A 24,631-nucleotide genomic window follows, 5' to 3' on the forward strand; every position below is an offset into this window, starting at 1 on the left:
GAAGCGGCCCGACCGAAAAGTGATATCCGGAGACCCGCCGCCTTGTACCGGCGTGCTGCGACCGACCTGCTCAGGCCGACTGCGTGCGCTCGGGCGCTGGCGGCTCGGCCGGCGGCGCCGCGTGCACCTCGGTTACGTTGTGACCGGTCGGATGATGATGAGCACCATGGTGAACGTGCTTCTTCTCCGCGCCCTTCACCACCGTCGGGAACTTCACCTGCACCACCGTGCCGTCCTCGGAGCGCGTTTCGAGCTCGCCCCTGAGCTGGCGCACGAATGCCTCGATGAGCGAGCGACCGAGCCCGCTGTGGTCGTGGGAGCTGGCGGCGGTATCGAAACCAGTGCCGTCGTCGCGAATGGTCAGCACCAGCGACGCGGGTGAGTCGCGTGTCACCTGCACCTGGATATGGCCGCCGTCGCGCTCGTTGAATGCGTGCTTATAGGCATTGGTGATCGCCTCAGTCACCAGCAGTCCCAGGGGCACAGCGACGTCGGGACCGATGACTTCGCTCGGCGCGTCCACGGTCAGTTCCACATTGCGGCCGCGGGACAGGCCGCCACGCCGCAGCTCCGCGCATAGATCGTCGAGGAACCACTTCAGATCGATTTCCTGCAGGCTCTCCGACTCATACAGCCGCCGGTGCAGCGTCGCGAGCGCGTTGATACGACTGCGCGCTTCAGCGAATGCAACCTCGGCGCGAGGGTCACGAATTCGGCGCGCATGCAAGTTGAGCAGGCTCATGACGAGTTGCAGATTGTTCTTCACCCGGTGATGGATCTCACGCACCAGGATCTCTTTCTGCGCCAATGAATCGCGCAACTCGTTCTCACGCGCGGACAGCAAATCGGCCATGCGCGAGAACGTTTCGCCCAAGCTGCGGATCTCGGCTGGCGCAGCGCTCACGCGCTCCGGACGCACACTGTGTCGGCCGGCGGCATAAGCGGACGTGATGCGTTCAAGATAGGTGATCCAGCGCACCACCAGATGTTCGATACCGAACCACACGACTGCGATCGCCAGGGCCCACATCAACAATGGCGTGAACACGCCCCACGCCACTTGCAGAGCCAACGGACCGATCGCGGTCAACACCGGCGTACCGAGGATCACGAAGATGCGCCCGCCGAGCAGCGGACTGATCGCGTAAAGACGCCAGACTCCGTCGTGACCACGCGCGCGGAATGTTTGAGTCTGACCGCCTTGCAAATGTTCGCGCAGATGCTCGTTCACGATGTCGCGTGAAGGCAGCGGCGATCTCACCGGCGATCGCTCCGCTTCGCCCGTGATGATCTCGCCCTGGCTATCGAGCAGCGCGAACGCAGTGTCCTCGGTCTGGTTGCCGGAGTGATAACGCCGCGTCAGCCAGTCCAGGCCGATGAACAGCGCGACCGCTCCCTGGATCACGCCATCGTCGTCGATCAGCGGCACAGCAGTGGTGATGCCCCACGTGCCCAGCCAGCGGCTGACGATCAGATCGCTGATGACGAAGCCGTCGCCGCTCATCACCGAGATGAACCATTGCCGGTCGGCGACATTGACGCCGCTGCGTGTCGGGCTCGAAGCACAAGTGAAATTGCCCTTCGCGTCGACCACGGAAGCGCCCGAGTATTGATCCAGGCCGCCGATCGCCCGCTGCAAGGCGCGCCGGCAGGCTGGCCCTTCGCCGTGACGAATGTCGGGTTGCGCGGCCAGGCTCGTGAGAATGTCGCGCGACGAGGAGATCATGTTGACCTGCTCAGTCGCCGACAGCTGCGCGGCCTGAGCGAGGTTCTGCTCCAGGATGCGCATGCTGCTGTTGTAACTGGAGATGGCCTGCAGAACGGCGAGCGCGCCCGGCGCCAGCATGGCAATGCCGACGATGAGCACGAGCCGTGGGCGCAGGCCGGCGTTGCGACCGAACCAGGAACGCGACGCGGCGACGATCTTGGCGCTCTTCAAGCAGCGACTCCCCGCGTTAACCGACTCCCGAGCCTCAGGATGCGCCCGAGCGCCGCTCGTTGCTATTGGGTTCGCTGAGTGAATTCACGCCTGGCAACGTTCCAGTGACCTGCGTAGCGTCTTCGCCGAGCAGTTCGACCAGTCGGTCACGGGCACGCGCTATTCGGCTCTTGATAGTGCCGACTGCCACTTGGCACACGTCCGCCGCTTCTTCGTATGACAGGCCCGTGGCGCACACGAGCACCAGAGCTTCACGCTGATCCACGGGCAACTCCTGCAACGCGCGGTTCAAATCCCGCAGATGCAGTTTGGCGTCGTGGTCCGGCGCGATGGCCATCTGCGAGGCGCAGATGCCGTCGGGATCCTCGATCTCAAACTTGCGATGGCGCAACTCCGAGTAGTAGCAGTTGCGCAGAATCGTGAACAGCCACGCCTTCAGATTGCTGCCCGCCTGGAACTGCTCGCGATTGGTCCACGCCTTGAGCACCGTATCCTGCACGAGATCGTCGGCGCGCGCCGGGTCGCCACACAGCGAGCGTCCGAACGCGCGCAGTGCCGGCAGCAACGCGGTGACCTGATCGAGAAACTTGTCCTGGCCGGTCATCGTAGGCTTCCGCTCAGTGCCGGGCTCCGCCGCCGCCTCGGACTGGGTCGCTAACCTGGAGCCGCTCAAGCGCCACGCTCCTTGTCCTCGAGCTGCTTGAGCAGCTGTTTGAACTCGTCGGGCACGGGCTCGTCCATGACTTCGGTGAACATGCGCTTCAGGCGCGCACCGAGCCAATCCGGGACTTGCTCCGTCGCGCTCGCAACCGGTGCTTCGACGGGCTCGTCAGGCTTGGTTTGCTCACTCATGATCATGGCGATTCAGCTAAATGGCGACTTGAGACCCGGGGGCCAGTTTCGTGGGGTAGGAAACGCTCCGTGGCGTGAAAAAGTTCCAGGGAGTAAGGAACCTTCCACCGCGTTCGTACATAGTATTGCTGCACTCATTCGAGCGCGCCGACGTCTACTCAATAGAGCGCCCCGAAGCCGCGCCTATAAAGAACCGTTTGAGGAGTCTCCATGGCCTTAGCTCACGCCATCGCCGAACATCTGCCGTATCTGCGCCGGTACGCCCGCGCGCTGTGCGGTACGCAGAGGAGTGGCGATGCCTATGTCCGGGCATGTCTGGAAGCGATTGTTGCCGATACTTCGGTGCTGGACTCCCGCCTCTCGCCGAGAGTGGGGCTGTATCGGCTGTTCCACAAGCTCTGGAACAGCGCGCATGTCGAGGTGCCGGCGGCGTCGGTAAAGCGCGACGCCGACGGCGTCGAGCGACGTTTGAGCGAGCTCACGCCGGCCCGGCGCCAGGCGCTGCTGCTGACCGCGATGGAAGGTTTCAATATCAGCGACGCCGCCAAGATCCTCGGCGTCGACGAGGAAGAAGTGAAGCAGATGGTCGGACAGGCCGTCCGCGAGATTTCCAATCAACCCAGCACCAAGGTCCTCATCATCGAAGACGAGCCCATCATTTCGCTCGACCTCCAGAGCATCGTGCGTGAGATGGGACACACGGTCGCGGCGATCGCGACCACTCGGGACGAAGCAGTGCGCGCCGCGCGCAAGACCGAGCCGGGTCTGGTCCTTGCCGACATCAAACTGGCCGACGGCAGTTCCGGTATCGACGCCGTCCGTCAGATCCTCAGCGAACTGGATATTCCCATCGTATTCATCACCGCGTATCCGGAGCGCCTGCTGACGGGCGAGCGGCCGGAGCCTACGTTCCTGGTCACCAAACCGTTCGTGCCGGAGACGGTGCGGGTGGCCGTCAGTCAGGCGTTGCTGTTCGCCTGAGCAGGTTGCACGACCATAAAAAACGGGGCCGCGAGGCCCCGTTGTCATTTCCCAGTCTTGCAACTCGTCACACTGGCGGCCGACCGCGCAGCGCGCCACCCACCAATGCAACCAGCGTCAGCACCAGGAAGATGAAGAACAGAATCTTGGCAATACCCGCCGCGGCGCCGGCGATGCTGGTGAAGCCCAGCACGGCGGCGATGATCGCGACGACGAAAAATGTCAGCGCCCAAGACAGCATTTGAACCTCCGTACCCGTCTGTCCAATCGAAAAAAGCTGCAATTTCCAGCTTGCGGCCTTCATGCACCGCACACCGCTTCACTCAGGGAACGCGTGAGCTTATGTCGGGTTCCGGCGGGATTTCCTCGGAACTTCGCACATACGTAAACGTTTTCCTGACGACGTTTCATCTGTAATTTCAACGAGGGGCGGCGTACGCGCCGTGGAGGACACATCATGAAGTTGAATGCAAAGCTGCTGTGGTCCGCGATGTTGGCCGCGACGTTGAGCGTCGGGCTCGCGGCATGCGAGAAAAAAGGTCCAGTGGAGCAGGCCGGCGAGGAAGTGGATGAAGCCATCGACACCATGAAGCGAGGCGGTGAAGAGTCAACGGCGAATAAGGTGGACGACGCCGCCGACGAAGCGCGTGAAGGCGCTGAAGACGCGAAGGACGAGTTGCAGAAGAACTGATCGTCGCCGCGTCGACGCTGCGAAGTCGACGCGACAACGTCAGACGGAAAGGCCCTTGCCGACGCAGGGGCCTTTTCTTTTATCCCAGGAACTCTTCGATCAGCGCGGCCACTTGCTCCGGTTGCTCATGATGCATCATGTGGCCCGCATCCTTGACGGTCGCGAACGTCCCAGTCCGGAACAGCACGCGCAGTTTGTGTTCTTCCAGCTCGTCGCCCATCCGTTTCACCAGATCGGATTGATCGCCCAGCACGAACAGCAACGGCGACTCGATGGCGCGCCAGCACGCTTCCGCCTGTTCGCGCGAATACAGCACCGGGTTCACTCGCTTGTGTTTCGGATCGGCGCGCAACTCGATCTTGCCGTCGTCACGCGCCTTGCCCCAGGAGCGGGCGATGAAATCCAGCCGATTTTTGGGAGTGCGCGGGTTGCGGCGGGCGAGCACGCGAGTCAACTGCTCGTGACTTTCGTAAACGTTGAACTCGCTGCCGTGCTTCACCTCGTCGAGCCACTGCGCGTAGCGCGCCGGCGCCTGGTCCGGAGTCGTGCGGGCCATGCCGAAGCCTTCCAGGCTGACGACGCGACGGATGCGTTGGGGTCGAACCCCGGCGTACAGCATCGCGATGTTGCCGCCCATGCTGTGCCCGACCAGATCGACCGGCGCCTCCGGCGCCAATTGATCCAGCAGCGCGTCGAGATCGGCGAGGTAATCGGGGAACCAATACCCTTCGGCCGGCCGCTGCGTGCGTCCGAAACCGCGCATGTCGAAGGCGATGCAGGTTCGATCCGCCGAGAAGCAATCGACCAGAAACTGATATGTCTCGCCGGTATCGCCCCAGCCGTGCAGCAGGATCAGCGGATCCGGATCGGCGCCTGGCCAACGATACACATGGAAGGCGAGGCCACGCGCCTCGAGACTGTCATTTTGCAGAGGGCGCGGCGATCGGTGAAACATTGAAGGAGGACCGACTTCGGCGGGAGGGATGACGATGCCGCACGCGAGCGCGTCACGGCATCGTTCCACTACTGTGGACTGAAGGTGTTACTGCGGGGTGCGAACTACGTTCGCGCCCGCCTTGCTCACCTTCTTCTTGCCAGCGACCTTCCGCTTGCCGGCTTTTTTCTTGACGGCCTTGGTCACCGCCTTCTTGCCGGCCTTCTTCTTGCCCGCCTTCTTGCTGGCTTTACGCTTGGTTGCCACGATCTACCTCCAGGTTAGTCCCACTTTCAGGTTTTGATCACGTTTTAACGTGCCTAACCATATTACACGGTGACGCCGAGCTGATGCATGATGGCGGTCGATGGAAAACGGCAAGAACATCCAGGATCAAGTCACGACTATCGTCGCGCACGCGCGTGGCCTGAGCACACAGGACCGGGGCGAGTACGTGCGACGAGCCTGCGGAGCGGATGAAACATTGTTGTCGCATGTCCTGCAGGCGCTGGCCGATTCTCTCGGCGAGAAAGCGGCGCAGGCGCAGGGATTCTGGGACGACGTGGCCGCCGGCGAGCGTAGCGCCGCCGCAGCCTTCGAATCGCTGGACGGCCAGCTGCTCGGCCGGTATCGCATCGTGCGCAAGTTGGGCTCCGGCGGCATGGGCGACGTGTATCTCGCAGAGCGCGCGGACGAGGAGTATCAGCAGCGGGTTGCGCTGAAGATCGTGCGCGGCGGGTTGTTCTCGCCGCAGATCCAAAGCCGTCTGCGCATGGAGCGGCAGATCCTCGCGACTCTGCAGCACCCGAACATCGCGCGCCTGCTCGATGGCGGCCGCGCGCCGGATGGCACGCCGTACCTCGTCATGGAGTACATCGAGGGCGAACCCATCGACACTTACTGCGACCGCCGGCGACTGTCCGTCGAAGCGCGCTTGCAGCTGATCCGAACCATCTGTGGCGCGGTCCATTACGCGCACCAGAACTTGATCGTGCATCGGGACCTGAAGCCCAACAACATTCTGATTACGCCCGATGGCGTGCCCAAGCTGCTGGATTTCGGTATCGCCAAGCTGCTCGACTCGCGACATTCGGCGCATACGCTGGCGGTGACTCATTTCGAGTACCGGGTGATGACGCCCGCGCACGCCAGCCCCGAGCAGGTGCGCGGCGACGTGATCACGACCGCGAGCGATATCTATGTGCTCGGCGTGCTGCTGTACGAGTTGCTGTGTGGCAAGCGGCCGTTCCATCTGGTCGGCACCAGTCTCACCGACATGGAGCGGATCATTTGCGAGCAGGAGGCGCCTGCGCCGAGCGCCATGGTCGCGCGTGTCAGCGCGGAATCGCCCGAGATGATGGCGGACATCGCCAGCCACCGATCGACGACGCCGGCCCGGCTGCAGAAACAGCTGCGCGGCGATCTCGACAACATCATCGGCATGACGATGCGGAAGGATCCGGAGCGCCGTTATGCGTCCGCGGAGCAGCTCGCGACGGATCTGGAGCATCACCTGACGGGGCAGCCCGTCTTGGCGACCCGAGACACGTGGCTCTATCGAACGCGGAAGTTCGTGAAGCGCCATTCGGTGTCGGTGGCTGCGGGCGTGGTCACGGTTCTTACGCTCGCTGCCTTCTCGGTGGTCACATACATCCAGGCGCAGCGGATCGCTGAAGAGCGCGACGTGGCGACCGCCGAACGCACTCGGGCGGAACAGATTTCGTCGTTTCTCGTGGAGTTGTTCGAGCTGTCCGATCCGTCGCGGAGCCGTGGCAATCAGGTGACAGCGCGCGAAATATTGGACATCGGCGCGCGGCGCATCCGGCTCGGATTGAACGAACAGCCGGAAACGCGCGCGACGCTGCTGGGAACGATTGGGCGTGTGTACGGCAGCATGGGACTGTATGAAAGCTCCGTGGAGTTGCTCGAGGATGCCTTGCAGTCACGCATTCGCATTCATGGCGAGCGGGATCCTGCGGTGGCGCTCGCGCGGGCGAACTTGGGCTGGGCGTTGTGCGATCGAGGTCAGTTGGATGCCTGCGCGGAGCAACTCGATGCCGCACTGGCCATGCAGAAGGAGCTCCTTGGCGCTGACGCCGTAGCCATTGCGCCCACTCTGCTCGCGCATGGTCGGCTCGCGCAGTTGCGCGGCGAGTTGGATAAGGCGGAGCAGTACTTCAAGGACAGTCTCGAGGTATATCGGACGCACGAGCAGGAACGGACGTCCGCCGCTGCTTCCGTGATGAACGAATTGGCGGGGCTGTACACGTATCGCAACGACTACGAGCGTGCGGCCACGCTGTATCGCGCGGCGCTCGATATCGATCGGCACGCGCTCGGCAACGATCATCCGCAGGTGGGCATGCACGTGCAGAACCTCGCGTTCGTTCTGCAATCGCAGGGCAAGCTCGGCGAGGCCGCGCCGCTGTTTACCGAGTCCTTGCAGATCTTGAGCAAGGTGCTCGGCGAGACCCATCCGATGACCTTGGATGCCACCGCCAACTACGGTCGCTTTCTGCATCGTCGCGGTGAATTGACCCGAGCCGAAGAAGTGCTCGCTCGCGTCGTCGATCTCGACCGCAAGGCTCGCGGCGAGCAGCACCCCTTCGTGGGTCACGACCTCGTGAATCTCGGCATGCTTCGAGTGGACGCAGGCAATCCCGCTCGAGCTCAGCAGGACTTCACCGCGGCGCTGGCGATTTACGCCGTCACGCTACCTTCCGATCATCCCTTCGCCGTCTCCGCCCTCTCCGGCCTCGGCCGCGCCCAACTCGAACAAGGCCACCTCAAAGACGCCGAACAAACGCTGCGCCAGGCCTCTCAAATCGCCGCCAAATCCCTGGCCGCCGACAGCCCCACCCTCGCCGCCGTCAACAGCTCCCTCGGCCGCACCCTCCTCGCCCAAAACCGCGCGGCGGAAGCCTCGCCCTTGCTACGCGCCAGCTATCCGATCCTGGCAAAGGCACAAGGCGAAGACGCCGTCATCACCAAGCGCACCAAGGAGGCGCTGGCGAGCGTCGAGTCCGCCAAGTAGGGGTCAACTTGTCTCAGCAGCTAAGTCTTTGTAGTTCAGAGACCATTCGCTCGACAGGAGATCGAAATGTCCCTTGAGAATGCACCGGCCTATGCGCGGGAGTACAATCGTGGCCGCACCCAAGGAGGCTCGAACACCGTGAGCGCCCCTTCCCTGAAACGGCAGGCCCATGAGCTGATCGACAATTTGCCCGAGTCGGCGACTTGGGAAGATGTCGCGTACGAGGTTGAGTTGCGCGCCTCGATAGAGCGCGGTCTGGCCGATGCCGACGCGGGGCGCCTGATCCCAATCGAAGACCTGAAGAAGGAATTCGGTATCGACGAATGAGGGTCTACTGGACCCCGGAAGCTCGGGTACGGCTGCGAGAAATATGTAATTACATTGCCCGAGACTCCCCTATGGTTGCCCGCGAGGTGACCGCGCGAGTATTACGTCGCACGGAGCAACTTGCGATGCCTCCACTCCTGGGCCGACGCTTGCCAGAGTATCCCCGCAGCGACCTCGCGAAATCTTGGAACGGCCGTTCAGGATCATCTACCGAGTTGAGACCGGGGCGATCCAGATCATCACGATCAAACATTACCGGCAAAATCTTCCACGTAATTCGCGGCGCCTCGTGCCACGTTGAAGCGATCGGCTACTTGTCCATCAAAGCCGGTAGTTCGTGTCGTTCTTAAACGTCTCGCGCGCTGGCCAGACAGGGCAAAGCTCCTCGATCACCGCCATCAATTCATCCAGCGCCTGGAACGGATCGGCAGGCGGCGGCATCGGCGCGTCCAGGCCGCCGTCGGCCGCGAAGAAAACTTCGTTCGATTTCTCTGAGGATGTTTCCGGCACCGTCACTGCCTCATCCCCCCAGAAACATCTTGTATGCCGAGTTGTCCGTTTCTTCCGCGTAGACGTATTTGAGCTCGCGGACGTGCAAGTCGAACTCGGTGCTTTCGGAAGGAGGGATCTGGACGCCGACCAGGATGCGGCCGTAGTCGGAGCCGTGGTTGCGGTAGTGGAACAGGGTGATGTTCCAGCGGGTGCCGATGGCGTTGAGGAATTTCAGGAGCGCGCCGGGGCGCTCGGGGAATTCGAAGCGGAACAGACGTTCGTCGGTGAGCCCGCGGGCGTGGCCGCCGATCATGTAGCGGACGTGCAGCTTGGCGACTTCGTTGTCGCTCATGTCGTGCACGTTGTAGCCCGAGTCGCGCAGCGACTTGATCACTGATTCTTTCTCGCGCCGACCGTCGCTGAGCCCGAAACCGACGAACAGCTGCGCGGACGTCGCGTCGCTGAAGCGGTAGTTGAACTCGGTGATGCTGCGTCGGCCGACGGCTTCGCAGAAACGCAGGAAGCTGCCTTTCGCTTCTGGAATCTCCACCGAGATGAGCGCCTCACGCTGACCGCCGATATCGGCGCGCTCCGCGACGTGACGCAAACGATCGAAGTTCACGTTGGCGCCGCAGTTGATGGCAATGAACGTGCGATCACGGCACTGCTCGCGCTGCACATATCGTTTGATACCCGCCACCGACAGCGCACCCGACGGCTCCACAATCGTGCGATTCTCTTCGAAGATGTCCTGCATGGCCGCGCAGATCTCGTCCGTGCTGACCAGCATGATCTCATCGACGTATTCACGCACCAGCCGGAATGTTTCTTCGCCGACCCGCCGCACGGCGACGCCGTCGGCGAAAATGCCGACGCGATCCAGCGTGACACGCTTGCCGGCCTGCATGGACTTGTACATCGCATCCGCATCGTCCGGCTCGACGCCGATGATCTTGATCTTTGGAAACAGATACTTCACATACGCGGCGACGCCGGCGATCAAGCCACCGCCGCCGACGGCGATGAAGATCGCATCGATCTGCTCGCCCGCGCACTGGCGCAGCAGTTCCATGCCGATGGTGCCCTGACCCGCGATCACGTCCGGATCGTCGAACGGATGAATGAAGGCGAGCTGACGTTCGCTCATCAGCTTCATCGCATGCTCGTAGGCCTGATCGTAATCGTCGCCATGGAGCACCACTTCCGCGCCATGATCCAATACCGCCTGAACTTTGATCTGCGGCGTGGTCTGAGGCATGACGATGGTGGCCGGAATGCCGCGGCGCTTGGCCGCCAGCGCCACGCCCTGCGCGTGATTGCCAGCCGAAGCGCAGATCACGCCGCGCCTGGCGGCGGTTTCCGACAAGTGGGCGATCTTGTTGTAGGCCCCGCGAATCTTGAACGAGAACACCGGTTGCAGATCCTCTCGCTTGAAGAGGATGGTGTTGCCCAACCGGCGGCTCAGCCGCGGCGCGGCGTCCAGCGGAGTGGCGATGGCGACGTCATAAACGCGCGCTTTGAGAATACGTTCGAGGTAATCGTGGGACATACAGGCCAGGATACCGCATTCCTGCGATAATGCGCGCCGCTCCAAAACCGTGCTCGCTGCGAACATCTGAACGCATGAACGATCCGACCGCCCTCACCCGCCGAGACCTGCTTGCCTCCAGTCTGTTGGCATCCTTGGGCGCCGCCGCCCTCGGCTCGCCCTCGACCGCGGGCGCGCAGCCCATCGGCAGCATGCCGTCGACGACCAAAGAGCTCTGGCAGTGGTTTCGCACCCAGCCTGTGCTGGATCTACAGCGAACGTATCTGGACGTCGCCGGCGCGGGCCCGACGCTACGGGCGGCAATGGCTACTGAATATCGAGTGCGCGACTCACAGAGCCTGAACATCGCCGCGTTCGCCGACGGTCAGTGGAGCGCCGAGACAACGCGCATCGCGACCGCATTCGGCGGCTTCATCGGCTGCGACGCCGACGAGATCGTATTCACGCGCGGCACCGGCGAAGCGATCGCCACAGTGGCCAACGGCCTCGATCTGAACGCGGGCGATGAAATCCTCACCACGAATCGCGAACATCCCGCCACGCTCAGTCCTTGGTTGTTGCTGGCCAGACGGCGCGGCATCGTGGTCAAGCAGATCGATCTGCCCGCGCCCATGAACGGCCCGGAACAGGCGCTGGGCCTGTTCGCCGGCGCGGTCACCGACCGCACCAAGGTGCTGCTGTTCTCGCACGTTCAATATGCCGACGGCACATTGATGCCGGTGCAAGAGCTGTGTCAGTTCGCCCGACAACGCAATCTGATCAGCGTCGTCGACGGCGCGCAGGCGCTCGGCATGCTGGATTTCCAGCTGCGCGACCTGGGCTGCGATTTCTACGGCGCTTCATTTCATAAATGGCTCGGCGGCAGCAACGGCACCGGCATGCTGTACGTCCGCCGGGATATGCTCGATCGGGTGTGGCCGTCGCAACCTCGCGGCATCGACGCCTCGCCGCCCGTGATCACACCGACGCAAGCGCGAGGCCACATGGGCGCGCCGGCGGCGTTGCATAAATTAGGAAACATCGTGCCGCTCACCTGGCCGTCGCTGCGAGGCGTGGAAGTGGCGCTGGATTTCCATCGGCAGGTATTGCGCAGTCGTATCGAAGCGCGCATTCGCGAGCTGGCGATTTACGCTCGCCTGCGTTTGCAACAGCTGCCCGGCGTGGAGTTGCTCACGCCCGCTCGCCCTGGCCTGTGGGCCGGCATCCTGTCGTTCCATGTGCCGGGGCGCCTGGCCTCCGATATCACATTGGGACTGGTGCGCGGTCATCGCGTGTTCGCACGTGACCTGCAGTGGCCGGGCAAGAGCGAAGGCGCGGTCCGCATCTCGCTGCATGCATTCAACACTCACGACGAAGTGGACAAACTATTCAACGGCCTGCAGCAGGTGCTGCGTTAACGCGCGGCCGAGAGACGCTATCAGTGGAGCTGAGTTATTTGTTGATGATGGGCAGCCTGAGCGGCCTGGTCGCCGTGCTGGCCCACTCGGTCTTGTATTCCATTTACGAGCTGCTTCGGTGGCGCGGCACGGTCTTGAGCTCGTTGAGCCTGACCGACGCGTGCCTGCATCTGATCTGCGGCACCGGCCTGGGCCTGTTGTTCTGGCTGAGCTGGGGACTCGCGGGAATGGTCGACGTGCCCTGGTGGTTCCGCGGCGTGTCGTTCGCGATGCTGTGCTGGGTGCCTGTGTCGCTGCCCGCGGTAGTGGGCGCATGGATGACTGCCCCGCCGGAGCGCGGGTTGTCTGCGAAAGCGATGGCGATGATGGCGTCGCGCTGGGCAATGACTTGTCTGATCGCAGGCCTGACGTGCGCCTGGAGCTGGGAACGCTCGATGTGAGCGACCCAGCCCAGTGCAGTTCAAACGTTAGCGATCGAAGAACTCGCGAGCCACGGACGTGAAGCGCTGCGGAGCCGCGCTCAGGAAACCCTGGCCGTAGTCCGGCAGATCGAGCATCGAGCCGTTGGGCAACGAGGCGCGGGCGCGACCCGAGTGCTCCCAGAACTCGTCCTTCAGTCGCAGCACCAGCGCCGACTGTTTCACCAGCGGCAGGCGCTCCGACACCGGATACTCGACCATCGACGTGAACGCACGAGCGCCACTGCTGCCGGCACGCAGCCGGTCACCCAGTTCGTCGGCCAGTGCACCGATGGGCGCACCCGGTCCACGACGCTCGAGAATACGACGCCACTCCTCGGACACGTCGCTGCCGTCTTCGCGTGAGCCCGGGGAGGCGACGTTCTGCAGAAGCGCGGCACGGTCCTGCGCAGAATAAGAAGGCACGCCCCAGAGCAGCACGCGCCGGATCAGTTGCGGCCGCGTGATGGCGAGTTCGGCGGAAACCAACGCGCCGAGCTGATAACCGGCGAGGTCGACGCTGCGCAGACGCAGTCCGTCGATGAAATCGGCGATGGCGGCGGCGAGATCCGCGACGGTGGCCTTGCTGCTGGCCGCATCGGAATTGCCGTGGCCCGGCAGATCCGGCGCATAAACGCTGCGGTCATGCCCCAGCTCGCGCAGGATAGGTGCGAACAACCGGCCGGAACCGCCACTGTGATGCAGACAGATAACCGGTGTACGCTCGTCGAAACCGCCACCCGAGGGGTACGCCGTCGACAGGTGGATTTGCCCGAACCGGCTCTCGGCGTAGGAGCGGCGCACGTGCACGACGGCAGGTTGCGGCAAAGGCAGGCGGTTACGATATTTGGCTTGGATCACTCGAAGTCCCCTTTTAGGACGCTCCATGCGGTCGACGCCTCCGTGCGAGTTGAGCGTGGCTCTTGGCGAGCCCGCGCGAAGCTCGCGTATTCAAGCGAGGCCGCGCACTTGCTGGACAGTCGCGAGTGTACGTAGCGATGCCTGCGAAGAAATGGATGTACTTCTCAGATGCACAGCGCAGGCGCGCCGCTTGGTTAGACTAATGTCAATTACATGGACTCAACACGAGGCACACCGATGATCTGCATGCCGACTCTTCGCAGGCGCGATCGCAGGCATTGTCATAAGCAAAAACCGCACAGCGCCCCGAGCTATGCAAAGGGCTCCGTCGTCGCGCTGCTCGCTGGCCTCGCGCTCACGGTCGTGGCGCACGCCGAACCCTACAGCGCCGAGGCGATGTGGCAATTACAGCGACTCGGCGATCCCGATATTTCTCCCGACGGCCGCCTCGCGGTCGTGCCGGTGACCCGCTACGACGTCGACAAGAACAAGGGCGACACCGATCTGTGGCTGGTGCCCACCAAGCCGGGCAAGGCGCGGCAGCTCACCAGCTCCGGCGGCTCGGCCTCTTCGCCCGTGTGGAGCCCGGACGGCGAGATGATCGCGTTCGTCGGCAAGCGTGGCGAGGATAAACAGCAGCAGCTTTATGTCATCGCCGTCGATGGCGGCGAAGCGCGGCGCGTGACCAACGTCCCGACTGGAGTGATTGCGCCGAAGTGGTTTCCCGATTCGCGACGCATTGCCTTTCTGTCGCAGGTCTGGACGGATCTGGACAGCTGGGCCGACATGGACAAGCGCATGACCGAGCGCACCGAAGCGAAAATGACCGCGAAGGTGTGGGACAAGGCGCCGGTGAGCCACTGGGACCATTATCTCGACGACCGCCAGACTCATATTTATTCCATCAGCATCGACGGCGGCGAGCCGCAGGCCATCACGCGCTACTCCGGCGTCGCGCTGGATCGCGCCGAGCCGGATGCAAATTCTTATGACATCTCGCCGGACGCGACCGAGGTGGCGTTCGCGGTCAACACCGACCGCAGCGGCGTCGATCCCAACTTCGATATCTTCACGCTGCCGCTGGAAGGCGGCTCGACGCAGAACCTGGTCAATCTCACCCAGGACAACGCCGCCGACGACACCGCCCCGCTGTACAGCCCCGACGGTCGCTCGCTCGCCTTCCGCCGCCAGACCATCAAAGGTTTCTACGCCGACCGCTCGCGCCTGATGTTGTACGACCGTCGCGCCAGCAAGCTGCGCGGCGTGACTGATAATTGGGATCGCTCGGCCGACGGCCTGGTGTGGGCGCCCGATAGCTCATCTCTATTCGGCGCCATCGACGATGCCGGCACGCGTCGCATTTATCGCTTCGACATCGGCGGCGGCGAGCCCAAGGCAGTGACGCGCGACCACAGCTTCGGCTCGCTCGCCGTCGCCGGCAGCGGCCCGGTGATCGTCGGCCTGCGTCAGAGCTTCAGCGAGCCGCCCACGCTCGTCAGCATCATTGCGCGCACGGGCGCAGCGACCAAGCTATCGGATTTCAACGATGGCGTACTGTCGCGACTGACGCCTGGCAAAGTCGAAAGCGTCACTTATAAGGGCGCTAACAACGAAGACGTGCAGATGTGGGTGGTGTATCCGCCCAACTTCTCGCCGGATCGCAAGTGGCCGCTTTATATGATCCTGCACGGCGGACCGCATAACGGCGTGACCGATGGCTATCAGTGGCGTTGGAACGCGCAGGTGTTCGCCAACTGGGGCTACGTCACCGCCTGGCACAACTTCCACGGCTCGAGCGGCTTCGGCCAGGCCTGGACCGACTCCATCACCAAGGAATGGATGGCGCTGCCGTACGAGGACACCATCAAGGCCACCGACTGGTTCCGCGCGCAGCCCTGGATCGACAGTGAACGAATGGCCGCTGGCGGTGGCAGCTACGGCGGGTATCTTGCGTCTTCGTTGTTGGGCAAACCCCATCCGTTCAAAACATTGGTGGCGCACGCAGCGGTGTACAACTCATACACGCAATACGCCAGCGACTATGGCGCGGACAAGAAACGTTACGGCGAATTCTGGGAAGACCTGGAGCGCTTCGCGCGCAACTCGCCGCACACCTTCGCCGACAACTTCAAGACGCCGACGCTGGTGATTCACGGGCAGCTGGACATGCGCGTGCCGGTGAATAACGGCCTGGAGCTGTTCGCCACGCTGCAGAACCGCGGCGTGCCCAGCAAGCTGGTGTATTTCCCCGACGAGAACCATTGGATCTTGAAGCCGCAGAACTCGCTGTTCTGGTACGAGACCAAGCGCCAGTGGCTGGAGAAATATGTGCGGCCCGGCCCGGGCGAACCCAGCCCGGTCTCGGCCACCGGCAGTGAAGCCACTCAAACTCAGGTGACGCAATGAGCATCAGTCGACGTGAAGCATTGCTGATGGCCGGCGCGGCCACGCTGCTGGCGGGACAAACATTCGCGGCGGAGGAAAAAGTGAAACCTCTGAAGGTTCTGATCCTCGGCGGCACCGGCATCAGCGGACCGCATCTGGTGCGCGAGCTGCTCGCCGCTGGCCATCAAGTGACACTGTTGAATCGTGGCAAGCGCAATCCAGGATTGTTCAAGGACAATGTCGAGACGCTGATCGGCGACCGCAAGGGCCCGCTCGACATGCTCAAGGGTCGCGATTGGGATGTAGCGGTGGACAACTCGGGCTACTTTCCGGGCGAGGTGCAGCGGAGCGCGGACATCCTCAAGGATCACGTACAGCACTACATTTATGTGTCCAGCATTTCCGCATACGCCGATCTCACGCCGCCCGGCATCGACGAGGATTACAAACTCGCCGAGCTGAAAGATCCCAACGCCACCGAGATCACCAACGACAACTACGGCGGCTTGAAAGCGGCCTGCGAAAAGATCGTCGAGCAAACATTCGGCCAGCGTCAGGCGGTCATCCGTCCGTCGTATATTGTGGGCCCCGGCGATTCGTCCGATCGTTTTACTTACTGGCCAGTGCGAGTGGCGCGCGGTGGCGAGATGCTGGCGCCGGGCACGCCTTCCGATCCGGTGCAGTTCATCGACGTGCGCGACATGGCGGAGTTCATGCACGCGTGCGTCGAACGCAAGATCGCGGGTCGTTACAACCTCTGCAATCCGCCGGGCGCGGTCACGATGGGTCAGCTGCTCGAAGCCAGCAAGCGCATCTCGAAATCGAATGCCTCATTCGTTTGGGCCGATCAGTCGTTCGTCGAACAGAACAAGCTGGTGGAGAACGGCGAGATTCCGATCTGGTCGCCGACGGTCGGCAAGGAAGCGGGCGCCACGCTGGTGAGCTCGGCGCGCGCGGTTGCGCAGGGTTTGCGATTCCGCGATCTGGACACGACCGTCAAGGACACCCTCGCCTGGCACGAACAGCGGCCCGCCGAGCAAAAGGCCAAGCTGCGCGCCGGCCTCACTGCTGAACGCGAAGCCGAGCTGCTCAAGCAATTGAAAAGCCTGGCGCCCAAAAAGAGCTAGATCGATGTGACATATATCCGGCGGCGGTCATGAATCGCCGCCGGTCGCTCATCCAAGTGAGCGCGGCCGTCGAACAGAAGTGGACTCTCGTCCTCACCGGAGTGACGATAGGAACCTGCTTCTGGAGACCGCCATGTCCTCGATCGTCATCCGCTCGGCAGCCCGTTCCACCACCGCACGTGTGGCGCTCAGTTGTATCGCGCTGGCCGTGCTCAGCGCCTGCAATCGCGGCGGCGATCAGACCGCCACGTTGCCGAACGAACCCGCCGAGATCGCCTGGGCGCGAAGCGCGTTGGAACGCAATCCGCGTTACGAAGTTCTGGCGAGCGACACGCAGACCCGCGTGTTCACCGTGCGTGATCGCACCACCGGCCAGGTCCAGACGGTGAATCTGAACGATCTGGCGGCTGCGCCCATCGCGCAACTCAGAGCACCAGCGCCGGCCGCGGCGCCCGCTCCGGCGGCTGCGCCTGCTCCGACAGCTCAGCCGGCGGCTCCTGCACAGATGACGTATGCACCGGCGCCTGCTCCCGCTGAGCCCGCCGCTCCCGCGCGCACCGCTGAACAACCCGCGCAAGCGGTTGACAACTCGCCAGCTGCTGCGGCGGAAAGAGCAGAAGCTTCCGAAGCTGCCTACACCATCGATCGGTCTGGTGGCCAGCTGCGTGTGTCCGGCCCGGGCGTCAGCATCGTGAGCTCCGGCAAGGGCTCGGCCTCAGCCTCGTCGAACGTCGCGGGCGCGCGCGCCAGCGAGCCCATCATTTGCGAAGGCAAGCGCCTGCTGAAGCTCGACGATCGCAAAATTTACGTCGAGGGCGACGCGATCATCGCGCGCGGCGGCTGCGAGCTGTACATCACCAACAGCAGCATCGTCGCGACCGGCACGGGCCTCATCGTCGAGGACGCTATCGTGCATGTCGCCAACAGCCACATCGAAGGGCTGAACGGCTCCTTCAACGCCACCGACCGCGCCAAGATGTTCGTGCGCACCTCGACCTTCCAGGGCGTGCCGCGCCGGGCCGAGTTCGCGAGCGTGCTCGATCAGGGCGGCAATCAGTGGCGCTGATCCGGCGCTGATCTGGGCCTGTAGCGCCGCCGACATTGGCGGCGCATCGTGCGGCGGCACTAAACTAGCGCGCCGTGCAAGACTCGACTCCACCAGCGCAGCCCCGCGCCAGCCGTTTGTTCACCGCCCGCCGGGTGGTGGGCTTGGTCCTGCTCGCCGTTCTCGCTTCCTATCCTGTGCTTCGTAGCTGCATGCCGGAGGAACCCGAGCCCGTCGTCCCGCCCGCCCCGGTTCGCGAAGAATTCCATGCCTCCAAACCCTTGCGGCTGGAGCTGAAGAGCGAGGCCGAGAACCCCGACCTTTCGTGGTTGCGTTACGAGCTCAACCATCTGCTGACTCGCGGCAAGATGCACATGACAGGCATCTCGACCGATCCGGCCGAGCCCAAAGTCTTCACGTTACGCATCACCTTCAGCGGCGATGGCAAACAGGCGACGCTCGCCTTGATCGCCCCCGACGAGGTCGTAGATCGTCAGACACCGCTGCCTCTGCCGAATGAATCTCGTCTCGCGGTCATGCGCGCTTTCGCATCCACATTGCCGCGTTTCCTGAATGCCGCGCATGCCACCGGCGATTGGTCGTCACTGCTCGGCACCGACGACGCCAAAGCGTACGACACCTTTCTTACCACCTCGCTAGAGTGGTCCGGTCCGGAAAGCTCGGGTTTTACGCAGCCGGCAGCCGCTCCAGGCCGTGCCCGTTCGGTGGAACGACTCGAAGCGCTGATTCGCAGTCAGCCCAAGTTCGCGCGCGCCTGGGGATCGCTCGCCGCTGGTTATCTCAGTCTCGGCGGTGAGGATGAAACATCGCTGACGCAGCTGGCCGAGAGCAGCGCCGAGCATGCACTCGCGCTCGACGAAGCAATCGCCGATGCGCACGCCGCGCTCGGCTTGGTTCATCTGCGTCGTAACGAATGGGTCGCCGCTCGCGAACAGTTCGAGCGCGCATTGACGCTCGACGCGCAGACCGCCGCCGCGCTCGAAGGCATCTCTTGTTTGCTGGTCGATGCCGGACGTTATAAAGAAGCGGCGCCCTTCGGCGCTCAGGCCGTGGCACTGCAGCCGCAGAGCACCGGCGCGAACGAATGTTTCGCATACACGCTCACCACGACGGACGCGCCGCCCGCCATCCAGGCGACGCCCTCGACGGTGCAAGCGCTCGAAGCACTGCTGGCCGGCCAGAACGATTCCGCCAGACAAATATTGAGAGCGTCGATCGGCACGCCGGACTTCGTGCGTTGGGGCGAACCGCTGCTGCGCGCGGCGGAAAATCGTCGTCACATTCCGCAGGCGTTACAGGCGGTCACGCTGGCGGCGAGCGAGCAGCAGATCGATCCCGCCACCGAAATTCTGTGTGGCGCGGCGTTGAAACAGGCCGAGTTTGTTTTCAATCGCATGTCACGTCTGCAGCGCCAAGGCGAGCGCCTGCCGCTGCGAGTGTTGTGGATGCCGCAGACCAAATTCCTTCGCGATCACTCGCGCTTCGAACAAATCGTCAGCGCGGCGGGGCTGCCCGCGTTCTGGCAGGAACAAGGCGTGCCCGATGTGTGCTCCGCGGAGGCTGCCTTGTACGGCTGCAAAATCCACCCGACCGCCCCGGTCAAACCCTCCAGCCGCAACTGACGGGCGGCATCTACCTGGCTAAGTCGTTGATTACCTATTGGTAAACAACCCGCCATGCGGAATACTTTGCACTGCGGTAAAACTCGCAAAAGTGCGCCATAATGCCGCTCCCGCGACGTTCAACGGCTTCGGCGGTACAGCAACGCCGGTCGATTGATTCCGCCTCGCGGTCCGAACACTCAATCAACAGGAGACGCACCGATGGGGGCAATCAACGCCGTGACCGACCTGTCCATGGAAGACGGGATCGCGATCCTCACAATCAACTACCCACCCGTGAATGCGCTGTCGCATGCGGTCCGCGAAGGCATCGTCCAAGGCGTGCAGAAGGCGGCTGCGGACTCAGCGGTGAAAGCGCTGGTGTTGATTTGCGATGGCCGCACCTTCATGGCCGGCGCCGATATCACCGAGTTCGGCAAGCCGCCGAAATCGCCGTGGCTCCCCGAAGTCATCGAGGTCATTGAAAACACCAGCAAGCCGGTGATCGCCGCGATCCATGGCACCGCGCTCGGCGGCGGCCTGGAAGTCGCGCTGGGGTGTCACTATCGCGTCGCTGTTCCTTCCGCGAAGTGCGGTCTGCCTGAGGTTCATCTCGGCCTGTTGCCAGGCGCCGGCGGCACGCAGCGTCTGCCTCGCATCGTCGGTCCGGAGAAGGCGCTGGAGATGGTGACGTCGGGCGCGCATGTCGATGCGAAGACCGCGCATGCGGCCGGCTTGATCGATGAGCTCGTTGCTGAAGGTGGACTGCGCGCTGGCGCGATTGCCTTCGCCAAGAAAGTCATCGCCGAGAATCGGCCGCTGAAGAAAGTGCGCGATCTGAACGACAAAGTCGTGGCGGCGCGCGGCAAGCCGGAAATCTTCGCGGATTTCCGCAAAGCCAACGCTCGTAAGTTCCGCGGCTTTCTCGCTCCCGAATACAACATCCGCTGCATCGAAGCTGCGGTGAATCTGCCGTTCGACGAAGGTCTGGCGACCGAGCGTAAGTTGTTCCAGGAACTGATGGGCGGGGTCCAGTCGGCCGCGCAGCGTTACGTGTTCTTCGCCGAGCGCGAAGTGTGGAAGATTCCCGATGTGCCGGCCGACACGCCGACGCTGCCGATCGCGAAGGTCGGCGTCATCGGTGCGGGCACCATGGGCGGCGGCATCGCGATGAACTTCGCGAACGTCGGCATTCCCGTGACCATCGTCGAAACCAAACAAGAAGCGCTGGAGCGCGGCCTCGGCGTCATTCGCAAGAACTACGAGACCACCGCGAAGCGCGGCAAGCTCAAGGCGGAAGATGTCGAAAAGCGCATGGGCCTGCTGACCGGCACGCTCGAGCTGGAGAAACTCGCCGATTGCGACCTGATCATCGAAGCCGTGTTCGAAAACATGGACGTGAAAAAGGACGTGTTCGGCAAGCTCGACAAAATCGTCAAGCAGGGCGCCATCCTCGCCTCCAACACGTCGTATCTGGACGTGAACGAGATCGCCAGCGCCACCCAACGGCCCGAGTGGGTCATCGGCCTGCACTTCTTCTCGCCCGCGAACGTGATGCGACTGCTCGAAGTCGTGCGCGGCGCGAAGACCTCCAAACAGGTCGTCGCCACCTCCATGCAGCTGGCGAAAAAGATCGGCAAGATCGGCGTGCTGGTCGGCGTGTGCCACGGTTTCGTCGGCAATCGCATGCTCGCTGCCCGTCAGGCGCAGGCTCAGGCCATGCTGATGGAAGGCGCGATGCCATGGGATGTCGACAAGCAGCTCTATGACTTCGGCATGCCCATGGGTCCGTTCGCGATGGGCGATCTTGCCGGGCTCGACATCGGCTGGAGCAAAGAAACATCGAAGAGCTCCACGGTGCGCGAAGTGCTGTGCGAAATGGATCGCCGCGGCCAGAAGACCGGTGCGGGCTTCTACGACTACGACGAGCAGCGCAATGCCAGGCCGTCGCCGGTCACCGAGAAGATCATCAAGGACTTCATGGCGAAAGCCGGCGCGACGCCGCGTCAGATCTCCGAGCAGGAAATCATCGAGCGCTGCATTTATCCCATGATCAACGAGGGCGCGAAGATTCTCGAAGAGAAAATCGCGATCCGCCCCTCCGACATCGACATCGTCTGGATCAACGGTTACGGCTGGCCGGCGTATCGCGGCGGCCCGATGTTCTATGCCGACACCGTCGGCCTGGCTACCGTGGTCGCGAAGTTGAAGGAACACGCTCCCAAGCTGGGTGCGGGCTTCAGCATTTCGCCGCTGCTCGAAAAGCTGGCGGCGGAAGGCAAGAAGTTTCAGGACCTCAAGTAACTCGGCGAACGTAGGGCCAACGTAGAGGAACAGTTCAAATGCGCGAAGCAGTCATTGTTTCCACCGCACGCACGCCGATCGGCAAAGCCTATCGCGGCGCGTTCAACAACACTCAAGGCCAGGAGCTGGCCGGTCACGCCATCGCCGAAGCGGTCAAACGCGCCGGCATCGACGGCGCCGAAGTCGAGGACGTGATTCTCGGCTGCGCCCTGCAGCAGGGCTCGACCGGCGGCAACGTCGCTCGCCAGGCGCTGTTGCGCGCGGGCCTGCCCGTCACCGTGTCCGGCATGTCAGTGGATCGTCAGTGCTCTTCAGGCCTGATGGCGATCGCCACGGCCGCGAAGCAGATCGTTCACGACGGCATGCAGATCGCGATCGGCGGCGGCGTCGAATCGATCTCGCTGGTTCAGAACGACAAGATCAATAAATTCCGCGCCGCCGATCCGTGGCTGGTGAAGAACATTCCGCAGATCTATATGACGATGATCGAGACGGCGGAAATCGTCGCCGAACGCTACGGCGTGAGCCGCGAGGCGCAGGATCAATATTCGCTGCAGTCTCAGCAGCGCACGGCGCTGGCGCAATCCGAAGGCCGTTATGACGCCGAGATCGCGCCGCTGCCGTCCGTGATGATCGTGACGGACAAGGAAACCGGCGCGACCTCCGAAAAGCCCATGAACCTGAAGCTCGACGAAGGCAACCGCCCGAAGACGACGCTGCAGGATCTGCAGGGACTGCAGCCCGTGTTCAAGAACGGTCAGCGCATCAAGGAAGGCAAGTTCATTACGGCCGGTAATGCTTCGCAGCTGTCCGACGGCGCAGCGGCGCTGGTGCTGATGGAAGCGAAGGAAGCGGAAAAGCGCGGCCTGAAGCCACTGGGCGCTTATCGCGGCATGATGGTAGCGGCGTGCGACCCGGACGAGATGGGCATCGGCCCGGTGTTCGCGGTGCCGAAACTGCTCAAGCAGCACGGCTTGAAGATGGACGACATCGGCATCTGGGAATTGAACGAGGCGTTCGCGAGCCAAGTGCTGTACATCCGCGACAAGCTCGGCATCCCCAACGACAAGCTCAACGTGTCGGGTGGCGCGATCTCCATCGGCCATCCTTACGGCATGTCGGGCGCGCGCATGACCGGCCACCTGCTGATCGAAGGCAAGCGCCGTGGCGCGAAGTACGGCGTCGTGACCATGTGCGTGGGTGGCGGCATGGGCGCCGCGGGATTGTTCGAGATCTTCTAGGCTGATCTTGTAGACTGGCGGAAGCCAGGGGCGGGATGCAGATCCCGCCCGGAGATCAGCGGAATGTCTGCGTCGGATAAAGAGGTCTCATCGCCCTCGCAAGAGCGGCCGCGCAAATCGGCGCGCGCCGATAGCAAATACGCACGCAAGCAACAGGCCATCGTCGCGGCCGCCAGCGAGATCTTGAACCGCGACGGGGTCAAAGGCATGACGCTCGCCAACGTAGCCAGCCGCGTCGGCCTGATCACCACCAGCGTCACTTATTACTTTCGGAAAAAAGAGGACCTGGCCGTCGCCTGCTTCCTCGACGCCATCGGCCGTGTCGACGCGCTGGTCGAATCGGCTCTGCGGGAACCCGACGCCCGCATGCGAGTGCAACGAATGTTGCAGCTATGGCTGCAACTGCGCCAACGCATCGTCGCCGGCGAAGAGCCGCCGGTCGCCTTGTTCGGCGACATGCGTACGTTACAGAAACCTCAACGCACCGTGGTCGGCGATGCTTACCGCCGTTTTTTCGCAAAGCTGTGCGCGCTGTTCGAAACACCCGAGTGCGCCTGGATGACGCCGACCCAACGCGCTGCCCGCGCGCACATCCTGAGCGAGCAAGTGTTCTGGGCCGTGATCTGGTTGCGACGTTACGACGCGGACGACTTCGAGCGTGTGCACAGGCGCATGTGTGACATCCTCCTGCACGGCTTTGCCGGGCCGGGCCGCACCTGGCGCAATGTGCAGGTATCGCTGGATGAAATGCTGCCCGAAGCGTCGACCTCCGCCGCTCAGGAAACATTCCTGATCGCCGCCACCCGCTTGATCAACGAGCGCGGCTATCGCGGCGCTTCGGTCGAGAAGATCTCCGAGCGGCTCAACGTCACCAAGGGCTCGTTCTACTATCACCACGATGCGAAGGACGATCTGGTCGTCGCTTGTTTCAAGCGCAGCTTCGACACCATGCGCCGCATTCAACGCACCGTGCTCGCGCAGACTGACGATCAGTGGGAACAGCTGATGACGCTCGCCGCGGCTCTGTTCGCATATCAGATGTCGGAGCGCGGCCCGCTGTTGCGCACCTCGGCGCTGGTGGCGCTGCCGCTGTCCATGCGCCAGGAGATGATCGAGGCTTACGGCCAGGTGTCGAACCGCTTCGCCGGCGTGATCGCCGACGGCATCACTGCTGGCTCGATGCGCGCAGTCGATCCGATGATCGGCGCGCAAATGTTTTCTGCGACGTTGAATGCGTCGGCAGAATATCGCTGGTGGGTGCCAGGCGCGACCGGCGAGCAAACGCACGAGCTGTACGCCAAGCCCATGCTGATGGGCCTGTTCGCCCAATAAAAAAGCGGGACTCGCTAGAGTCCCGCTTCCCCATCGGCGCCCTTTCCGTGAGCGCCGATT

General features: G+C 63.2%; 23 protein-coding genes. 14 read left to right on the forward strand and 9 right to left on the reverse strand.

Annotated elements, in window-relative coordinates; genetic code table 11:
• Positions 1 to 70: 70 nt before the first annotated feature.
• Genes VGD45_RS04550 through VGD45_RS04560 form a run of 3 tightly spaced genes read right to left on the reverse strand, consistent with a single transcriptional unit; the run spans position 71 to position 2,791 of the window.
• The gene (locus VGD45_RS04550; protein WP_331154083.1) at positions 71 to 1,939 is read right to left on the reverse strand and encodes a sensor histidine kinase; all 1,869 of its coding nucleotides are present in this window, start codon (positions 1,937 to 1,939) and stop codon (positions 71 to 73) included.
• Between the two features lie 34 nt (positions 1,940 to 1,973).
• On the reverse strand, positions 1,974 to 2,612 hold the full coding sequence (locus tag VGD45_RS04555) for a sigma-70 family RNA polymerase sigma factor (protein WP_331154084.1): 639 nt from the start codon (positions 2,610 to 2,612) through the stop codon (positions 1,974 to 1,976).
• Positions 2,609 to 2,791 (reverse strand): NepR family anti-sigma factor, encoded by a 183-nt coding sequence (locus VGD45_RS04560; RefSeq protein ID WP_331154085.1) that lies wholly within the window; start codon positions 2,789 to 2,791, stop codon positions 2,609 to 2,611. The genes VGD45_RS04555 and VGD45_RS04560 overlap by 4 nt, the downstream gene beginning before the upstream one ends.
• A 210-nt stretch (positions 2,792 to 3,001) precedes the next feature.
• Here VGD45_RS04560 and VGD45_RS04565 point away from each other — a divergent pair, with 210 nt between their 5' ends.
• Entirely contained in the window at positions 3,002 to 3,772 is a 771-nt protein-coding gene (locus tag VGD45_RS04565) for a response regulator (protein ID WP_331154086.1), read from the forward strand.
• A 67-nt stretch (positions 3,773 to 3,839) separates the two neighbouring features.
• Here VGD45_RS04565 and VGD45_RS04570 read toward each other — a convergent pair whose 3' ends face one another.
• Positions 3,840 to 4,013 carry a DUF1328 domain-containing protein gene (locus VGD45_RS04570; protein ID WP_129641894.1) on the reverse strand — a complete coding sequence of 58 codons (174 nt, stop codon included), beginning with the start codon at positions 4,011 to 4,013 and terminating at the stop codon, positions 3,840 to 3,842.
• Between the two features lie 216 nt (positions 4,014 to 4,229).
• On the opposite strand from VGD45_RS04570, the gene VGD45_RS04575 reads away from it, so the two are divergent.
• Positions 4,230 to 4,463 carry a hypothetical protein gene (locus VGD45_RS04575; RefSeq protein WP_331154087.1) on the forward strand — a complete coding sequence of 78 codons (234 nt, stop codon included), beginning with the start codon at positions 4,230 to 4,232 and terminating at the stop codon, positions 4,461 to 4,463.
• A 79-nt stretch (positions 4,464 to 4,542) separates the two neighbouring features.
• Here the strand turns inward: VGD45_RS04575 and VGD45_RS04580 are convergent, their stop codons facing one another.
• Positions 4,543 to 5,418 (reverse strand): alpha/beta hydrolase, encoded by an 876-nt coding sequence (locus VGD45_RS04580; protein ID WP_331154088.1) that lies wholly within the window; start codon positions 5,416 to 5,418, stop codon positions 4,543 to 4,545.
• Between the two features lie 87 nt (positions 5,419 to 5,505).
• Positions 5,506 to 5,664 (reverse strand): hypothetical protein, encoded by a 159-nt coding sequence (locus VGD45_RS04585; RefSeq protein WP_331154089.1) that lies wholly within the window; start codon positions 5,662 to 5,664, stop codon positions 5,506 to 5,508.
• Between the two features lie 100 nt (positions 5,665 to 5,764).
• On the opposite strand from VGD45_RS04585, the gene VGD45_RS04590 reads away from it, so the two are divergent.
• From VGD45_RS04590 to VGD45_RS34285, 3 genes are all read left to right on the forward strand, one after another.
• Positions 5,765 to 8,431 (forward strand): tetratricopeptide repeat protein, encoded by a 2,667-nt coding sequence (locus VGD45_RS04590; RefSeq protein ID WP_331154090.1) that lies wholly within the window; start codon positions 5,765 to 5,767, stop codon positions 8,429 to 8,431.
• Positions 8,432 to 8,497: 66 nt separating this feature from the next.
• Positions 8,498 to 8,758: a hypothetical protein gene (locus VGD45_RS04595; protein ID WP_331154091.1), complete on the forward strand. Its 261-nt coding sequence runs from the start codon at positions 8,498 to 8,500 to the stop codon at positions 8,756 to 8,758.
• The gene (locus tag VGD45_RS34285) at positions 8,755 to 9,108 is read left to right on the forward strand and encodes a type II toxin-antitoxin system RelE/ParE family toxin (protein WP_414717552.1); all 354 of its coding nucleotides are present in this window, start codon (positions 8,755 to 8,757) and stop codon (positions 9,106 to 9,108) included. Before VGD45_RS04595 ends, VGD45_RS34285 begins: the two co-directional genes overlap by 4 nt.
• Here the strand turns inward: VGD45_RS34285 and VGD45_RS04600 are convergent.
• Both VGD45_RS04600 and ilvA read right to left on the reverse strand, forming a co-directional pair.
• Positions 9,080 to 9,274: a hypothetical protein gene (locus tag VGD45_RS04600; RefSeq protein WP_331154092.1), complete on the reverse strand. Its 195-nt coding sequence runs from the start codon at positions 9,272 to 9,274 to the stop codon at positions 9,080 to 9,082. The two genes, VGD45_RS34285 and VGD45_RS04600, sit on opposite strands and share 29 nt — an antisense overlap.
• A gap of 4 nt (positions 9,275 to 9,278) precedes the next feature.
• Positions 9,279 to 10,799 carry a threonine ammonia-lyase, biosynthetic gene (ilvA, locus tag VGD45_RS04605; protein WP_331154093.1) on the reverse strand — a complete coding sequence of 507 codons (1,521 nt, stop codon included), beginning with the start codon at positions 10,797 to 10,799 and terminating at the stop codon, positions 9,279 to 9,281.
• Positions 10,800 to 10,873: 74 nt separating this feature from the next.
• Here ilvA and VGD45_RS04610 point away from each other — a divergent pair, with 74 nt between their 5' ends.
• Together VGD45_RS04610 and VGD45_RS04615 are read left to right on the forward strand one after the other, a co-directional pair.
• Positions 10,874 to 12,196: an aminotransferase class V-fold PLP-dependent enzyme gene (locus VGD45_RS04610; protein WP_331154094.1), complete on the forward strand. Its 1,323-nt coding sequence runs from the start codon at positions 10,874 to 10,876 to the stop codon at positions 12,194 to 12,196.
• Positions 12,197 to 12,219: 23 nt separating this feature from the next.
• On the forward strand, positions 12,220 to 12,636 hold the full coding sequence (locus tag VGD45_RS04615; protein ID WP_331154095.1) for a hypothetical protein: 417 nt from the start codon (positions 12,220 to 12,222) through the stop codon (positions 12,634 to 12,636).
• A 27-nt stretch (positions 12,637 to 12,663) separates the two neighbouring features.
• On the opposite strand, the gene VGD45_RS04620 is transcribed toward VGD45_RS04615, so the two are convergent.
• Positions 12,664 to 13,515: an alpha/beta fold hydrolase gene (locus VGD45_RS04620; RefSeq protein ID WP_331154096.1), complete on the reverse strand. Its 852-nt coding sequence runs from the start codon at positions 13,513 to 13,515 to the stop codon at positions 12,664 to 12,666.
• Positions 13,516 to 13,761: 246 nt separating this feature from the next.
• Between VGD45_RS04620 and VGD45_RS04625 the strand changes: the two genes are divergently transcribed.
• The 7 genes from VGD45_RS04625 to VGD45_RS04655 all read left to right on the forward strand — a co-directional run bounded on the left by VGD45_RS04625 (position 13,762) and on the right by VGD45_RS04655 (position 24,571).
• The gene (locus VGD45_RS04625; protein ID WP_331154097.1) at positions 13,762 to 15,921 is read left to right on the forward strand and encodes a S9 family peptidase; all 2,160 of its coding nucleotides are present in this window, start codon (positions 13,762 to 13,764) and stop codon (positions 15,919 to 15,921) included.
• Complete coding sequence (locus tag VGD45_RS04630; RefSeq protein WP_331154098.1) at positions 15,918 to 17,027, forward strand: NAD-dependent epimerase/dehydratase family protein; 1,110 nt, start codon at positions 15,918 to 15,920, stop codon at positions 17,025 to 17,027. Before VGD45_RS04625 ends, VGD45_RS04630 begins: the two co-directional genes overlap by 4 nt.
• Positions 17,028 to 17,160: 133 nt before the next feature.
• A complete protein-coding gene (locus tag VGD45_RS04635; RefSeq protein WP_331154099.1) occupies positions 17,161 to 18,093 on the forward strand; it encodes a hypothetical protein in 933 nt (310 codons plus the stop codon).
• 74 nt (positions 18,094 to 18,167) lie between these two features.
• Positions 18,168 to 19,715 carry a hypothetical protein gene (locus tag VGD45_RS04640; protein ID WP_331154100.1) on the forward strand — a complete coding sequence of 516 codons (1,548 nt, stop codon included), beginning with the start codon at positions 18,168 to 18,170 and terminating at the stop codon, positions 19,713 to 19,715.
• A 201-nt stretch (positions 19,716 to 19,916) separates the two neighbouring features.
• Complete coding sequence (locus VGD45_RS04645) at positions 19,917 to 21,998, forward strand: 3-hydroxyacyl-CoA dehydrogenase NAD-binding domain-containing protein (protein ID WP_331154101.1); 2,082 nt, start codon at positions 19,917 to 19,919, stop codon at positions 21,996 to 21,998.
• 38 nt (positions 21,999 to 22,036) lie between these two features.
• The gene (locus VGD45_RS04650) at positions 22,037 to 23,239 is read left to right on the forward strand and encodes an acetyl-CoA C-acyltransferase (RefSeq protein WP_331154102.1); all 1,203 of its coding nucleotides are present in this window, start codon (positions 22,037 to 22,039) and stop codon (positions 23,237 to 23,239) included.
• A gap of 63 nt (positions 23,240 to 23,302) precedes the next feature.
• On the forward strand, positions 23,303 to 24,571 hold the full coding sequence (locus VGD45_RS04655; protein ID WP_331154103.1) for a TetR/AcrR family transcriptional regulator: 1,269 nt from the start codon (positions 23,303 to 23,305) through the stop codon (positions 24,569 to 24,571).
• Positions 24,572 to 24,631: the final 60 nt, after the last annotated feature.

This window comes from Steroidobacter sp. (assembly GCF_036402275.1).
Lineage (GTDB): Bacteria > Pseudomonadota > Gammaproteobacteria > Steroidobacterales > Steroidobacteraceae > Steroidobacter.